The organism is Rhizobium sp. AC27/96, assembly GCF_001692325.1.
Classification (GTDB): domain Bacteria; phylum Pseudomonadota; class Alphaproteobacteria; order Rhizobiales; family Rhizobiaceae; genus Rhizobium.
Map to the genome: position 1 here is coordinate 127,401 of NZ_LXKN01000032.1, position 14,525 is coordinate 141,925.

The 14,525-nt window shown below is 60.8% G+C and carries 14 protein-coding genes; 6 read left to right on the forward strand and 8 right to left on the reverse strand.

Annotated features, from left to right (window positions below; genetic code table 11):
* Positions 1-51: 51 nt before the first annotated feature.
* Positions 52-489, forward strand: a complete 438-nt coding sequence (gene nikR / locus A6U86_RS22315; protein ID WP_068395344.1) for a nickel-responsive transcriptional regulator NikR — start codon at positions 52-54, stop codon at positions 487-489.
* A gap of 34 nt (positions 490-523) precedes the next feature.
* Here nikR and A6U86_RS22320 read toward each other — a convergent pair whose 3' ends face one another.
* Both A6U86_RS22320 and A6U86_RS22325 read right to left on the reverse strand, forming a co-directional pair.
* Positions 524-1,336, reverse strand: a complete 813-nt coding sequence (locus A6U86_RS22320) for a TIM barrel protein (RefSeq protein ID WP_068395346.1) — start codon at positions 1,334-1,336, stop codon at positions 524-526.
* A 158-nt stretch (positions 1,337-1,494) separates the two neighbouring features.
* Positions 1,495-2,523, reverse strand: a complete 1,029-nt coding sequence (locus A6U86_RS22325; RefSeq protein ID WP_068396012.1) for a LacI family DNA-binding transcriptional regulator — start codon at positions 2,521-2,523, stop codon at positions 1,495-1,497.
* Positions 2,524-2,672: 149 nt separating this feature from the next.
* On the opposite strand from A6U86_RS22325, the gene A6U86_RS22330 reads away from it, so the two are divergent.
* The 5 genes from A6U86_RS22330 (at position 2,673) to A6U86_RS22350 (ending at position 6,992) form a co-directional block, all read left to right on the forward strand.
* Positions 2,673-3,758 (forward strand): fatty acid desaturase family protein, encoded by a 1,086-nt coding sequence (locus A6U86_RS22330; protein ID WP_068396015.1) that lies wholly within the window; start codon positions 2,673-2,675, stop codon positions 3,756-3,758.
* Between the two features lie 25 nt (positions 3,759-3,783).
* On the forward strand, positions 3,784-4,098 hold the full coding sequence (locus A6U86_RS22335; RefSeq protein ID WP_068395348.1) for a MocE family 2Fe-2S type ferredoxin: 315 nt from the start codon (positions 3,784-3,786) through the stop codon (positions 4,096-4,098).
* Between the two features lie 10 nt (positions 4,099-4,108).
* The gene (locus A6U86_RS22340) at positions 4,109-5,335 is read left to right on the forward strand and encodes an NAD(P)/FAD-dependent oxidoreductase (RefSeq protein ID WP_068395350.1); all 1,227 of its coding nucleotides are present in this window, start codon (positions 4,109-4,111) and stop codon (positions 5,333-5,335) included.
* 81 nt (positions 5,336-5,416) lie between these two features.
* The gene (locus A6U86_RS22345) at positions 5,417-5,977 is read left to right on the forward strand and encodes an NADPH-dependent FMN reductase (RefSeq protein ID WP_068395352.1); all 561 of its coding nucleotides are present in this window, start codon (positions 5,417-5,419) and stop codon (positions 5,975-5,977) included.
* 127 nt (positions 5,978-6,104) lie between these two features.
* Positions 6,105-6,992 carry a DMT family transporter gene (locus tag A6U86_RS22350; RefSeq protein WP_068395354.1) on the forward strand — a complete coding sequence of 296 codons (888 nt, stop codon included), beginning with the start codon at positions 6,105-6,107 and terminating at the stop codon, positions 6,990-6,992.
* Positions 6,993-6,997: 5 nt separating this feature from the next.
* On the opposite strand, the gene A6U86_RS22355 is transcribed toward A6U86_RS22350, so the two are convergent.
* The 6 genes from A6U86_RS22355 to A6U86_RS22380 form a co-directional block, all read right to left on the reverse strand.
* Positions 6,998-9,340: a polysaccharide biosynthesis tyrosine autokinase gene (locus A6U86_RS22355; RefSeq protein ID WP_068395356.1), complete on the reverse strand. Its 2,343-nt coding sequence runs from the start codon at positions 9,338-9,340 to the stop codon at positions 6,998-7,000.
* A gap of 86 nt (positions 9,341-9,426) precedes the next feature.
* A complete protein-coding gene (locus A6U86_RS22360; RefSeq protein WP_068395358.1) occupies positions 9,427-10,332 on the reverse strand; it encodes a UTP--glucose-1-phosphate uridylyltransferase in 906 nt (301 codons plus the stop codon).
* 7 nt (positions 10,333-10,339) lie between these two features.
* Positions 10,340-11,365 carry a glycosyltransferase family 2 protein gene (locus A6U86_RS22365; protein WP_068395359.1) on the reverse strand — a complete coding sequence of 342 codons (1,026 nt, stop codon included), beginning with the start codon at positions 11,363-11,365 and terminating at the stop codon, positions 10,340-10,342.
* A complete protein-coding gene (locus A6U86_RS22370) occupies positions 11,362-12,300 on the reverse strand; it encodes a glycosyltransferase family 2 protein (RefSeq protein WP_068395361.1) in 939 nt (312 codons plus the stop codon). The genes A6U86_RS22365 and A6U86_RS22370 overlap by 4 nt, the downstream gene beginning before the upstream one ends.
* A complete protein-coding gene (locus tag A6U86_RS22375) occupies positions 12,297-13,295 on the reverse strand; it encodes a glycosyltransferase family 2 protein (protein WP_083196941.1) in 999 nt (332 codons plus the stop codon). Before A6U86_RS22375 ends, A6U86_RS22370 begins: the two co-directional genes overlap by 4 nt.
* Positions 13,292-14,503 (reverse strand): glycosyl transferase family 1, encoded by a 1,212-nt coding sequence (locus A6U86_RS22380; RefSeq protein WP_068395365.1) that lies wholly within the window; start codon positions 14,501-14,503, stop codon positions 13,292-13,294. The genes A6U86_RS22375 and A6U86_RS22380 overlap by 4 nt, the downstream gene beginning before the upstream one ends.
* Positions 14,504-14,525 lie beyond the last annotated feature (22 nt).

The following is a 14,525-nucleotide window of genomic DNA, read 5'->3' on the forward strand; positions in this document are numbered from 1 at the left end:
AATTTCCTCTAGTCGATTTCGACAGGTCGACATGCAAAAGAGGATCACGACATGCAGCGCATTACCATCACCATCGATGATGATCTTCTGGAGACGATCGATAAGATCAGTGTGCAGCGTGGTTACGCAAGCCGCTCGGAAACGCTGCGCGATCTCGTTCGCGATGCCGTTACGCGCGCGCAACCAGCCATCGATGGCGAAGCCAATTGCTTTGCGGCGCTCACCTATGTCTATGAGCACGAGACCCGCGACCTGTCGCGCCGGCTGACGACGGCGCAGCACGACCACCATGACCTTTCGGTCTCGACCCTTCACGTCCACATCGACGGACATGATTGTCTTGAGGTCTCGGTGCTAAAGGGCAAGGCGGATGAGATACAGAGCTTTGCCGACAGTGTGATCACCCAACGCGGTGTGCGCTTCGGAAACCTGCATCTCATTCCATCGGAACATGGTCCGCATCACTCGGGCACACATTCGCACGACTGAGCACGGCTCAGTTGCCCGCGGACAACTGCGGCCTTCAGAGTTTCCCCGTCATGTAGGCCATGCTTTCCTTGATCGCCGCGACGGGCTCCGTCAAAGCATGAACTGTCGGGGCAAAGGGTTCGAAGGATGCAGGGCCGGCATAGCCGGCAGACAGCAGCGCTCGCAGCTGCCCGACATTGTCGAGGCGATCGCTGGCATCGACCAGAACGCGATGGGGATCGCGCATGTCGGCAACCGATACGTCGGGATCGCTGACGCCGGAAATATGCACCAGGCCCGTCAGCTCAGGGAAAATCGCAGTCTCGCCGGCCAGATGATGGTGGAAGGTATCGTGAACCAGGCAGAAGGTCGACTTTGCCCCGAGTTCCTCGATGGCCTCGGCCGCTTCGCTCTTCCGTCGCAGAGAGCAGATTTCAAAGCCGAGCGGCTCGACGAGGCCGATGATGCCGGCAGCCTCCAGCATCGGCTTCAGCGCCGATAGCGCCTTGCGGAGATTGGCACGGCGCACGTCCGGCTCGCGGCCGCTGCCGTCGTTGACCGGAACAAGCACCAGGGCGCGGGCACCGCAATCGCGCGCATAGGCGATCAGCTCGGCCGCCTCGTTCGCGCGCTCCTCGGTCCATTCGTTGAAGCGCTGTAGAGCGTTGATCGAAATGATCGTTAACCCATAGCGCGCGGCCAGCTCCTTGACGGCTGAGGCCGGCGTGCCGTCCAGGATGGCATTTCCGGCCAGATCATTGCGGATCTCGACGCTCTCGATGCCGAGCTGCTTTGCAGCGGCAAAGAACGTTTCCAGGGGGAGCGACGGCGCGCACATATGATTAAGCGCGAAACGAATGGAACTCATGATGGGCACTCCTCCTCAAGACCGATGGCCGGGAAAGATATCTCGACCCCTCGCACCAGCCAGCGAAGGACTAGCGAGATTCATGATCGCAATCCATCGGCCATCACCATCATCTCTGATAGAATTATCCCAGAAATGATAGAATTACATCATTCTTGCTAGATGTTTTCCGAGACGAAGATTTCGAAGGGCAAGACGCTTTGTCCGGGGATGGCCGTTGCATCGCTTTCGATCGACTTCATCATCAGGCTCATCAATTCCTGGCACAGAGCCGGGAGCGGCGTGCCGATCGCCATGGTAACGACATCGTCGGCAAGCGCCGCCTTCGATTCTGGCGTCAGTTCATTGACGACCGCGATCAGCTTGCCCGCCAGATGCTCTTCGCGGATTGCTGAAATCGCGCCCTCCATGCCGCCGCCGCAGACATAGAAACCGATGAGATCAGGATGCTTTTGCAGGAGATCGAGCGTCGCTTCATGGGTGATCTCCGGCGTGTCGAGATTGATCAGCGTATCAAGCACCTCGAATTCCGGCGCGTTCTCGCGAAAATAGCTCCGAAAGCCGATCTCGCGCAGCTCGTGGCCAAGAAAGCGATGACTGCCGACGAAGCAGGCGACTTTGCCAGGCCGACGCGCCGAACGAGCGATGGCCCAGGCGGCGGTGCGCCCCACCTTGCGATTATCGACGCCGATATAGCCTTGCCGCGCGGTGGTGGAAAAATCCGACAGCAGGGAAAAGACCGCGATGCCCTTTTCCTTCAGCTCCTCGATTGCAGCCGTAACGGCCGGATAATCCGGCGCAACGAGCGCGATCGCCTGGCTGCGCGCAGCCATCGCCTTCAGTCTCTCGACGATAGCCGTTGGCGTCGAGGCCGGCACGAAATCCACAAGAGCGTTGATCCGGGCTGTCGTGACCGCCTGCGCCGCCACGACGACCTCCTTGGCGAAAGCCTGGTAGAAGGCTTGAACGGGTTTCTGTAGGACGAAACCCAGGCGATATTGCGGCAGGTCTTCGAAAACGCGCTGACGCAGGAGACCGACGGCATGATAGCCGATTTCCTGTGCCGCCTCATAAACCCGTCTTGCCGTCTCCTCCCGCACGCGATGACGTCCGTTCAGGACGCGATCGATGGTGGCGACGCTAACGCCAGATGCCTTGGCGAGATCCGATATGGTGGGGCGACGCATGGCTGCTCCTGACATATGTCATCATCGATGACATCAGAATTTGATAGGTTTTGATAGATTCCATCATTCCCTCATTGAGGCAAGCGAAAACTCGATCTATCGTTTTCGACATGAGGGCGGCGTGCTGTTGCGTGCCGCGGGAGATGGCGATGACTGAGATAATCAAACGGGACTACAGCCTGCTTGGCGCCAGCAGCAAAAGGGCGGTGGAAACCGGACTTGCCGCCGCCGAATGGTATCACACGGATATCCCGCGCAAGGACATGAAGGCGCTGATGCAACGTTCCGACGCACCGGCGATCCGCGACACCATCATCTGGCTCGGCAGCATGGTTCTGTTTGCAGCCCTCGGCATCTATTTCTGGGGCTCATGGATCTGCATCCCGTTTTTTCTGGCCTATGGCGTGCTTTATGGCTCCGCTTCGGATAGCCGCTGGCACGAATGCGGCCACGGCACGGCGTTCAAGACCCGCTGGATGAACGATGTGGTCTATCAGATCGCCTGTTTCATGATCATGCGTAATCCGGTGACATGGCGCTGGAGCCATGCCCGCCACCACACCGATACGGTCATCGTCGGCCGCGATCCGGAGATTGCCGTCATGCGCCCGCCGGACCTCCTCCGCCTTGTCCTGAATTTCTTCGGCATCCTCGATGCCTGGTATGCAATGGTCGACATGCTAAGCAATTCAGCCGGCGTCGTCAGCGCCGCCGACAAGACCTTCATTCCCGAGATGGAGCAGCCAAAGGCCATCCGCATCGCCCGCATCTGGCTCGCCATCTATGTCGTGACCATTGCGGCGGCGATTGCCATGGGCTCGATCCTGCCGCTGATGCTGATCGGCCTGCCCCGGCTTTACGGCGCCTGGCATCATGTTCTGACGGGCCTGCTGCAACACGGCGGCCTTGCCGACAACGTCGTCGACCACAGGCTGAACAGCCGCAGCGTCATGATGAACCCGGTAAGCCGCTTCATCTATTGGAACATGAACTATCATGTCGAACATCACATGTTCCCCATGGTACCGTATCACGCCCTGCCGAAGCTGCACGCGATGATCAAGCATGATCTGCCAGCCGCCAACCCATCCATGTGGTCCGGCTACCGCGAGATGATCCCGGCCTTCCTGCGGCAGCTACGCAATGAGGACTACTTCCTGAAGCGTGAACTGCCTCCGACGGCACGGCCTTATCGCGAGGAATTCCACAGTGAACTACCGGCAGCAGCCCAATAATAACGGCATTCCAAGGGAGGAAAACATGAGCAACAACTGGATCGAAGTCTGCGCCACAGGCGAGATCGATGAAGAGGATGTCATCCGCTTCGACCATGACGGGCGAACCTTTGCCGTCTATCGCAGCCCCGAGGACGACTATTTCGCCACCGACGGCCTGTGCACCCATGAAAAGATCCATCTTGCCGATGGTCTGGTCATGGACAACATCATCGAATGTCCTAAGCACAATGGCCGCTTCGACTATAGGACCGGCGAGGCCAAGGGCGCGCCGGTCTGCGTCAACCTGCAGACCTATCCGGTCAAGGTCGAAGACGGCACCGTTTTCATCGGACTCTGAGGAGGCAATCGTGGCGCATTTCGTCATCGTCGGGGCCGGAGAATGCGGTGCTCGCGCGGCCTTCGCTCTCAGAGAAAAAGGCTTTGACGGCGACGTCACCCTGATCGGTGCCGAGGCCATCGCCCCATACGAACGCCCGCCGCTTTCGAAAGACGGATCGGGTCAGGCACCTGACCCTAAATTCGTCGCGGCATCGGAGCGTTACCAGGAGCAATCGATCGACCTCCGGCTCGATACGACGGTGACAGCGATCGATCCCGTCGCAAAAGCAATCAGGCTCTCAGACGGACACATGCTTGGCTACGACAAGCTTTTGCTCGCAACCGGAGCCACCGCGCGCGGCTTGCCCGGCGCTGATGGCACTTCCGACCGTATCCGCGTGCTGCGGACCCACGCGGATGCGGTGGCTTTGCATGCCGCTCTTCACCCGGGGCGGCACATCGCCATTATCGGCGGTGGCTTCATTGGGCTCGAGCTGGCGGCAACAGCGCGCATGCGGGGTGCCGACGTTACGGTCATCGAAGGTCTGCCGCGCGTGCTGAAGCGCGGCGTGCCGGAGGAAATCGCTCAGGCGATTACAGAACGCCACCGACTGGAGGGCGTGGATGTTCGTTGCGGCGAAACGATCCGGAGCGTGCGAGAAGAGACGGACAAGGTCATCATAGGGCTGGCCAATGGTGAAATGATCCCTGCCGACCTGCTGCTCGTCGGCATCGGCGCCTCGCCGAATATCGGGCTTGCTGAGGCAGCCGGGCTGACGATCGACAATGGTATCGCCATCAACGAACGACTGGAGACCTCGGTATCTGATATCTATGCCGCCGGCGATTGCTGCTCCTTCCCGCTGGCGCTCTATGGCGGACGACGCGTTCGGCTCGAATCCTGGCGTAATGCGCAGGAGCAGGCAAACCTGGCCGCCGCCAACATGCTGGGAGAAGGCGCGGAAATCTCCGCCGTGCCATGGTTCTGGTCCGACCAGTATGACCTGACATTGCAGATCGCCGGGCTCGCCGAGGGCGCAACCACGCATATCCGCCGCGATCTTGGCGATGGCGCATTCATTCTCTTTCATCTCGACGAAAGCGGTCGGCTTCTTGCCGCGAGCGGCATTGGCCGCGGCAATGCCGTCGCGCGCGATATCCGTCTCGCAGAAATGCTGATCGCCGCTCACGCGCATCCTGATCCCGGTGCCTTGGAGGCAAGCGGCATCAAGCTGAAGTCCCTGCTTGCGGCATGAAGCAAGGCAAGATCGCCGCCAACCCTTGACGAACGGCCCCGAACGATAAATGTCTCGCTTAAACGGACACAGGGGGATGCGATGAAGATTCTCGGCATATCAGGCAGCCTTCGCAAAGGCTCCTTCAACACGGCCCTGCTTCATGCCGCCGTCGAACTGGCGCCGAGCGGCGTCGATCTCGTCGCGCGCACCATTCACGGCGTACCGCTTTACGACGCCGATCTTGAAGCCGCAGAAGGCATCCCCGAGAAGGTGCAGGAACTCAAGGACCTCGCGATATCGGCGGATGGGCTGATTCTGTTTACACCGGAGTATAACAACTCGCTCCCGGGCGTGTTCAAGAACGCCATCGACTGGATGAGCCGGCCTTCCAACGATATCGCCCTTGTTTTTGGGGCGAAACCGATTGCTGTTCTCGGCGCCTCTCCCGGCAACTTCGGCACCATCCTCAGCCAGAACGCCTGGCTAACGGTGCTGCGCACGCTCGGCGCCGATCCATGGTTCGGCGGCCGGCTGATGGTATCGCGCGCCGGCAGCGTCTTCGACGCCGAAGGCGGGATCGTAGACGACAAGGTGAAGCAGAACCTCGCCAAATTCATCGAAGGGTTCACCGCTTTTGTCGCGGATCGCAAAAAGAGCTGATCCTGCCCGCAGTGCATGGGCAAAAGACGAAGGCAAAGCCCTATGATTGCGAAAGCGAATGACCTAGTGTGAACGCTGCGTCGGGCGACCGGCGTCTCCGGGGTCCGCACATCTTCTTCGAAACGCAATGAAATCCAACACAGCCGGTTATGTCTTCACGCTGTTGGCGATCAGCATATTCGCCATACAGGACGGCATCTCGAAACATCTGGTCAGCGCCTATCCGCCGCTTCTGGTGGCGATGATCCGTTATTGGGCCTTCATGCTCTTTGCCATCGCATTGGCCTCGCGCTCGCCGGGTGGTCTTCGCACGGCCGTCAGGACCAGGCGGCCTGTGCTGCAAATCGCGCGCGGCCTGTTGCTTGCAGCGCAGATCGTCGTCGTTATTTCGTCCTTCGTCATGGTCGGCCTGGCCCGTTCGCAAGCGATCCTGTCGTCCGGGCCGTTGATAGTCGCCATGCTGTCCATACCCATCCTCGGCGAGAAGGTCGGCTGGCGGCGATGGCTGGCAATCTGCGTCGGCTTCGTCGGTGTCCTGCTGATCCTGAAGCCTGAAAGCGGCCTCTTCGAGACACGTTTCCTGATGCCGCTTGCCGGTGCGCTGCTCTTCTCGCTTTACGTGGTCCTCACCCGATATGTCAGCCGTGAGGACAGCGCCAAGACCAGCTTCTTCTACACAGGCGTCGTCGGCGGCATCGTGATGAGCTGCATCGGCCCGTTTTTCTGGACGACATTGGCGCCGCAGGACTGGGCTTTCATGGGCATACTTTGCCTGACGGGCATCTCGAGCCACTATTTCCTGATCCGCGCCTACGATCTGCTGGACGCGGTGGTGATCCAGCCGCTGACCTATCTGCAGCTCGTCTTCTCCGCCATCATCGGCGTTGCCATATTCGGCGAAAGCCTGAGCGCCACGATGATCGCAGGCGCGATAATCGTGGTGGCGGCGGGCATATTCACGATCTGGCGTGAACATGCCCTGGCCAGAACCCGCCTCAAGGCAGGCGGGGCTTAGGATAACTACGCATCCACCTGCGCGCGCGGCTGCGCTTCGGTGTAGTAGCTCACATACTTCTGACGGTAGCGTTCGGTTCCGCCGAAATCGCTATAGCGCGGCAGTTCCGACATGTCGGTCTTGTTGAGGATGACGCCGAGGATGCGCGAGTTGATGTGGGGCTCCTGCTCCAGAACGTCACGCACCAGCTTGGTCGGCGTGGCACCCCATTCCGTCACGAGCAGGAAGGCATCGACCTGCGGCGCGAAAGCCTTGGCATCGATGACAGGCCCCAGCGGTGCCAGATCGACAACGATATAATCGAACATCTTGCGTGCATTTTCCATGAGATGATGCATGCCTTGCGACGACAGCAGCTCGCTGGTGTGCAGGAGATGATCACGCACGACGACCGGCAGGATGGCAAGCTTGGTGCGCGGATCGACCTTCACGGCATTCGTCCACGGCACTTCGCCGAGCACGGCCTCGATCAACCCGGCCTGCGGCGGTGATTTCAGCGTGCGGCTCAGGCCCGGATTGCGCAAGTCGGCGTCGATCAGCAGCGTACGCTTGCCGCTGCTGGCCAGGAGGGCGGCAAAATTGGCCGCCGTCGTCGACTTGCCTTCGCCCGGCAGCGCCGAGACGACGCCGATCACACGATCGGTGCGACCTTGCAGCATGACGTCGCTGGCAAGCTTGGCGTTTCTCAATGTCTCGGCGAAGATCGAGCGCGGCGCCTCGACGGAGATGCGCATCATCCGTTCGAAGGTGACGCCATGCTCCGCCTCCTCGGCGGTTACCGGCTCCTGACCGACGTTGATCTTGCCGCGCTTCTTCTTGCCGTTGCCCTGCTGGCCAAGCAGCGGCAGATAGCCGAGGAACTTCAATCCGAGCGCGGAGCGCACATCCGCTTCGACGCGGAAGAAGCGGTCGCGGAATTCCTGGAATGCGGCGACACCGCAACCGGCCATCAGCCCCAGGATCACCGAGAGCGCCAGGACAAGCGTCTTCTTCGGGCTCGACGGCGATGTCGGCACGCCGGCAACCGAAATGACGCGTGCCTTGGCGATCGGGAAGGATCGCTGCTGCGTCGCCTCTTCGAAGCGGCCGAGATAGGATTCATAGAGCGTCTTCAGCGCTGTCGCCTTCTGATTCAGCTCATTCAGATGCACCAGAGACTTGTTGGCTTCCGAATTCTTGCCGACGACGCCCTCGATGCTCTCGCGAAGTGAGGCGGAGCGGGACTGCGCGACCTCAAGCTCGTTCTTGTAGCTGGCGGTCAGCTGCTGAAGAACCTGATAGATCTGCCGGGTAATGTCCTGCCGCTCGGCCTTGAGCGCGATGGCTTGCGGATGGTTGGCGCCGAAATTCTGCGTAACATCCTGCTCGCGCTTCTCGACGGCAAGATAACGTGTCTTCAGGTCCTGCAGGACCGAGGTATCGGTCTGGCTGGAGGAGATGGTCGCATTCTTGACGGCGTTGTCGGGACCCTGGTCGATGATCGACTTGTACTGATTGTAGCGTGCCGCCGCGCTGGCGGTATCGGCCTGGGCGATGATCAACTGTTTGTTGAGATCGGAAATCTGCTGCTCCGACATCAACTCGCCACCGGTCGAGGTCAGGCCATTGTCGGCCTTGTATTTCTCGACTTCGAGCGAGGCTTCCTGCGCACGCTGGCGCAGATCGTTCAAGCGCTCCTGCAACCAGACGGAGGCGCGTTCCGTCGCGTCGAAATTGGCGTTCAGCTGGTCGGTCAGGTAGGCCTCGGCATAGGCGCTCGTTACCTTGGCGGCCAATAGCCGGTCGGTCGAACTGAAGGAGACGGCGACAACCGAGCTTCGTGTCACGCGTTCTACCTTAAGACCATCCTGCAGCACGGCAGCGACCTTCTGGCGCTGCGCTTCGCGCATCTCTTCCGGGGTCATGGGCGTACGCCCCACCTTGAAGATACTGGCAATCAGTCCCGCGCCCGACTTGAGCAGAGCGGCCGGCGACTGTGGTGGATTGAGCAGCGTATTGTTGTCGGCAAGCCCCGCGGTATCGACGACGCGCAAGGCCATCTCGTTCGATTTCAGGATTTCGACGGCGCTGGCGATCTCCATGTCCGCCTGCTGGCTGCTGGCGACCGGCGGCTGGCTCTCCGCATATTTCGTCATGCTCTCGTCGAGCAGGATCTGCGTCATCGACGTGTAGCTCGGCGTGGCGGTCAGCAGATAGGCCACGGCCAGTATGACAAAGGCAGCCACTGCGAAGATGATGGTGCGGATGCGGCGCGTCACGATCGCCATCAGCCGATCGAGATCGATGAAGCCGTCATGCTGCTCAGCCTGGGAGTGAGCGCTGTGGAAAGTAAAGTTTTTCTGATGCATGGCGACCACCTTAGTCGGAGAAGCCTGAATGGATAATAAGCTGTGACCCGCGGCCTCGACGGCCGCGGGCCAGAACGTGAACAGGCTTAAGCAGCGGTCATCTGCGCTTCGTGCGAGACGACCAGGTTGCGGATCGAGTCATAAACCAGGCCGCCGATATCGGAGCGAGCGAGCGCAAAGGCGACGTTCGCTTCGATGAAGCCGTGTTTGGACCCGCAGTCGAATGTGCGTCCGTTATAGACCTGGGCATGGAAGGATTGCGTCTCGGAGAGGCGCAGCATGCCGTCGGTCAGCTGGATTTCATTGCCGGCGCCGCGCTCCTGGCGGGCCAGAATATCGAAGATCTCAGGCTGGAGGATATAACGACCATTGAGGTAAAAGTTTGAAGGCGCTTCCGAGGGATGTGGCTTCTCGACCATCTTGGTCACGGCGAAGCCGTGACGCACCGCCGAGCCCTTGCCGATGATGCCGTATTTGGACGTCTCTTCGGGGGCGCATTCCTCAACGGCTACGATATTGCCGCCGACTTCGTTGTATAGGTCCATCAGGCCGGCCATGCAGCCGCGCATGCCATAGCAGAGCATATCCGGCAGCAGCAGCGCGAAAGGTTCGTTGCCGATCAGGTCACGGGCGCACCAGACGGCATGGCCGAGGCCAAGCGGCGCCTGCTGACGGGTAAAGCTGACGGAGCCCGGCCGCGGCAGGAGGCGTTCCAGCTCGCTGACCTGATGGCTCTTGCCGGCCAGCCGCAGCGAGGAAATCAATTCGGGCGTATCGTCGAAGTGATCTTCGATCGCCGACTTGTTGCGGCTGGTGACGAAGACGATGTGCTCGATGCCGGCTTCGATCGCCTCGTCGACGGCATATTGCACGACTGGACGATCGACGATCGTCAGCATCTCCTTCGGCATTGCCTTTGTCGCGGGCAGGAACCGGGTTCCGTTGCCGGCAACCGGAATGACTGCTTTTCTCACACGGTGCTTGGGGTCCATGGCTCTATCATCCTTTGTTAGAGTGAGGGCCTGCGCCCATATTGGGCAGGGGCGAGGAGAGTTGAGAGGCGGGTGTCTGCTGGCGGCCGCCGCGCAGGGACGCGGCAAGACGGCGCAGTCGCGCGGCAACGGGCATGCTCAGATGACGCATCGCACGCGGATTGAGGAGTGCAATCTTGAGGGTGCTCGGCAGTTCGCGCTCCTTGATGCTCGCGACCAGCATCAGGAAGGCTTTGACCTCTTTCAGATTGCGCGTTCGCCGCCGTTGTGCGGCAAGCGCGGCGGCACCGAAGGGATGTTCGGCAAAGAACCTGGCGTCGGCGGCCAGCATGGCCTCGACATGTTCTCTTTTGAGAACGCGCGATATCGATCCCTCGCGAATGTAATAGAGATAACCGACCATCGGCTCGACGACGCAGACGCCGCCTCTGGCAAGTGCGGAGGCCAGGAAAATATAATCCTCGCCGATCCGTAGCCGCTCATCGAAACGCAGGCGATGCTTTGCCAGGAACTCGCGTTCGAAGACCGGCTTCATGTAGCCGAAATTGTGCTCGGAACGGAAAATCATGTTCGAGGCGATGAATTTCGCCAGCGTCAGCACCGGCAGGCGGGTGAGCAACGCCTCGGGAAACATCGGAACGATCGTTCCGACATCTTCACGAATGACGTCGAGATTATCGACCGCGATCTGGGCCTCGGCCTTTTCCGCCCGGGCAATCAGCCGCGCCATGCGATCCGGGCGCAAAGCGTCGTCGGAATCGAGCACCGCCACCCAGCGGCCACGGGCCGCATCGAGACCGGCGTTGCGGGCAGCACCCGGGCCGCCATTGCGCGCCAGGGCGACGAGACGGACACGCGGATCGGGATGATTGCCGGCGATATCTCGCGTGCTGTCGGTCGAGCAATCGTCGACGACGATCACCTCCATGCTGACGGCGCCCTGGGCGAGCGCACTGTCGATGGCACGCGCGAGCGTCTCCTCGGCATTATAGGCAGCGATGACGAAGCTGACATCGGGGATGAAATCCGTCATTGCGGTGCCTTCTCCATAGTTCCGTATTGCTCGATTTCGCGAACCCCGAAGAGCCCGCTGACGACGCCGGCATGCATGATGCCGCGCAAACCGTAGCGATGCCGCTTGATCGGAGAGGCGACGAGCAGTACGGCGGCGACAAAGCAATAGGCGGACTTCGTGCCGGCAAGGGCGATCGCGCGCCAGTGCCGCGAGCCTGCTGCCGCCTCCAGCAACATGCGGCCGTGCGTCTGGCCCATGCGGAACCGGCGCTTGGCAAGCCAGGAAACCGTGGCGCGCTTCTCCGGCACAGGTTCTTGAACCAGCGCGTCTTCAGCAAAGGCGATCCGGCCGCCCGCATTGTGCATATGAGTAAAGAACTCGGTGTCCTCGCCGCCGGTGCGACCGAGCGCAATATTGAAGCGACGTCCGACAAGCGAGGGCGCGCTGCGACGCAGCAGGACGTTGCAGGTATAACCCGTGAGGATCTCACCCGCGACGCGGACAGGCAGGGTCGAATGGAAATCGCCACGCTGCATCCAGGTGGGCGCGGTATTTCCATAGATAGCCTTTACGGGGCCAAGAACGGCATCGGCACCGGTCGTATCCGCCATGACGAGCAATTCCGCCAGCCAATCCTCCGAGGCCGTCTCATCGTCATCGATAAAGGCGACGAAATCACCGGCCGCATTGTCCAGGCAGGCGTTGCGGGCGATCGAGATATTCGCTGCCGGGCAATGCACATAGGCGATCTCGAACGGAACGGCAGCGCGCATGGCATCGACGCGATCGCGGGCGCTCGGCGTCACATCATTGTCGGCAACGATGATGCGCACGATGACGCCGGCGGGGATGGTCAGCACCGCGAGCGACAGCAGCGTCTGATCCAGCTCGGCGCGACGATAGGTGCAGACGGCAATATCAATCCTGATCGGACGGCGGAGGGTTTGCGTCATGAAGCCACCCTTCGGTTCCGAAAGCTCAGGACCTCCATCCAAAAACCCATAGACCAGGCAAAATGCATGACCATGGCGGAAATGGCCGCGAGCGGGCCATAGGGGTTCTTTTGGCCGACCGCGATCCAGAAGCCATAGGCGATGCAGGCGACAGCCCAGAGGCTGAGCGGAATGACTGCGATCCAGTTGAGGATCGCCAGAAAAGCACCGATGAAGATCGGCACGACGGCAAGCGGCAGCATCTGACGCACGCTCGGCATGCTGCGATGCTTGAGAATATTGCGGGCGCGGCCGCGGCCATAGCCGAGATATTGCCGGAACAGCGTCGGGACGCTGGAGCGCGGGTAGTAGGTCATCGCGGTCTTGTCGGTCAGCCAGATGCGGAAGCCGGCCTTGTGCAGCCGGTAATCGAGCTCGGCATCCTCGTTGTGGCTGAAGGTCTCGTCATAACCGCCGACGGAGCGGAAGGCCGCGACACGCATCAGCGCATGATGGCCATGCTCGGCCCAATGCCCCTTGGCGCCCTCGCGATGCTTGGAGCCGCCATTGCCGAGCTTGGAATTCTGCGCAACTGCCGTTGCCTTCTGAAAGGCGCTGAAGCCCATGGTGCGCATGGCGACGACGACGGAATCCGCTCCGGTCACGTCGGCCTCCCGAACCAGCGTCTGGCAGTAATCGTCCGGATAATCGCCATGGGCGTCGATGCGGATGAAATAATCATATCCGTCACCGAAGGTTTCGATCGCAAGGTTGATTGCCGCGCTCTGCAAGCGCTTCGGATTGTCGATCAGAAGAACACGCGGATCGTTGGCCGTGATCTCCCTGACGATCTCGCGCGTGCGGTCGGTGCTGCCGCCATCGGCAACCACGATCCGCGCATCGAGGTCATCAAGCGCCTGCCCCAGTTTGCCGATCAGCGGCTCGATGTGCTTTTCCTCGTTGAGGCAAGGAATAACGATTACGCAACGCATATCCCTTGAGCTTCCAGTCATCATTGCAATCCACCTCTATTGCGATGCAGTTGTGGGAGGGCCTGTATTTCAGCGATCTGCTCGTTGGCACGCGTGAGGGCGGCCAGCCGCTGCACCAGCCCCTGGCAGTCGGCACGATCGATCATCCATTGCTTGCGATCCTGCGCCGCCACGGCGTCGAAGGCCGCGAGATAGCACTGCTCGTCCATACCGTCGAAAAGGGCGACGAGATGCGAGGCGTCGGCCTTGTCGAGCGCGAGGCCGATTTTTCGGGAAGCAAGAAACCGTCCCGTCTCGGTGCCATCCATGGCAATCGGCACGGCGCCATAAAGCCCACCCTCGTAAAGGCGGTTCGGCAGCAGCCAGCTGGAATTCAGCCCCTCTTCGAAGAAGTCGATGGCCCAGGAGAACTGGACTTCGCCATAGATCGCGGAGAGATCCTCCGGGTTCTTGTAGGCGCCTGCGAACTGCATGAAGGGCGCATCGCGCACGAAGCTGTCGAAATCGTCGAATTCCGAGCGGGCCGGCCGGCCACGCAGGACGATTTCGAAGCGGCCCTCCATCCGTCGTGAGAAGTCATCCAGCAAAGCCAGAGACTTGCGGCAGCGCAACGCGCCGAACCAGCCGATCTTCCATGGCTTGCCGGCAATCGGCGGCCGCGCCGCCGAGACGATGTTATTTGTTGTTGCGGCCTCGATCGCCAGAACCTTGTTCTCGAGCAGCATGATCGGCAGATGCAGGCCGGAACGCGGCCGGAAATAACGTTCGACAAAGGCCGGCGAGCTGGTGATGAGCAATGCAGCCTGTGCGCCGAAATGGCGCTCGGCGCTGCGAAGCGCTCCCCCCAGCATCCCGTCGCCAAGCAGCAGCCGGTGGATATCCAGGCATTCGTAAACGACGGGCATGTCGCCGCCGAAAACGGATCTGGCACGATTGGCAAGGGCCAGCATTTCGAGGTTGCGACCGATAATGACATCCGGTCGCGCCACCGAGCGCAGGGCATTCCGCAATTTCAACGCCGATTTCGCGACCGCAGTCACACGCTGCGCAAATTGAGCGTCTTTCGTCCTGCCGAGCTCAATCGGCTCGACGCCATTGATGGCAGCAAGCACGTTGTCGTCACGCCGGAAGCCTGCCAGCGTCACCAGTGCCCCACCGGCCTGAAGCATCAGCACCCGCCTGCGCACGGCAGGATCGGCGAGATCGTGGACGAAATAAAGAATATGCAGCATCAAGATTTCCGCTTTCGCGACC

Excerpts from the sequence above, each read along its gene's own strand:
- A6U86_RS22355 (WP_068395356.1), bottom strand. The coding sequence starts at position 9,340 with ATGCATCAGAAAAACTTTACTTTCCACAGCGCTCACTCCCAGGCTGAG.
- A6U86_RS22320 (WP_068395346.1), bottom strand. The coding sequence starts at position 1,336 with ATGAGTTCCATTCGTTTCGCGCTTAATCATATGTGCGCGCCGTCGCTC.
- A6U86_RS22330 (WP_068396015.1), top strand. The coding sequence starts at position 2,673 with ATGACTGAGATAATCAAACGGGACTACAGCCTGCTTGGCGCCAGCAGC.
- A6U86_RS22360 (WP_068395358.1), bottom strand. The coding sequence starts at position 10,332 with ATGGACCCCAAGCACCGTGTGAGAAAAGCAGTCATTCCGGTTGCCGGC.
- A6U86_RS22380 (WP_068395365.1), bottom strand. The coding sequence starts at position 14,503 with ATGCTGCATATTCTTTATTTCGTCCACGATCTCGCCGATCCTGCCGTG.
- A6U86_RS22375 (WP_083196941.1), bottom strand. The coding sequence starts at position 13,295 with ATGATGACTGGAAGCTCAAGGGATATGCGTTGCGTAATCGTTATTCCT.
- A6U86_RS22345 (WP_068395352.1), top strand. The coding sequence starts at position 5,417 with ATGAAGATTCTCGGCATATCAGGCAGCCTTCGCAAAGGCTCCTTCAAC.
- A6U86_RS22350 (WP_068395354.1), top strand. The coding sequence starts at position 6,105 with ATGAAATCCAACACAGCCGGTTATGTCTTCACGCTGTTGGCGATCAGC.
- A6U86_RS22335 (WP_068395348.1), top strand. The coding sequence starts at position 3,784 with ATGAGCAACAACTGGATCGAAGTCTGCGCCACAGGCGAGATCGATGAA.
- A6U86_RS22370 (WP_068395361.1), bottom strand. The coding sequence starts at position 12,300 with ATGACGCAAACCCTCCGCCGTCCGATCAGGATTGATATTGCCGTCTGC.
- A6U86_RS22325 (WP_068396012.1), bottom strand. The coding sequence starts at position 2,523 with ATGCGTCGCCCCACCATATCGGATCTCGCCAAGGCATCTGGCGTTAGC.
- nikR (WP_068395344.1), top strand. The coding sequence starts at position 52 with ATGCAGCGCATTACCATCACCATCGATGATGATCTTCTGGAGACGATC.
- A6U86_RS22365 (WP_068395359.1), bottom strand. The coding sequence starts at position 11,365 with ATGACGGATTTCATCCCCGATGTCAGCTTCGTCATCGCTGCCTATAAT.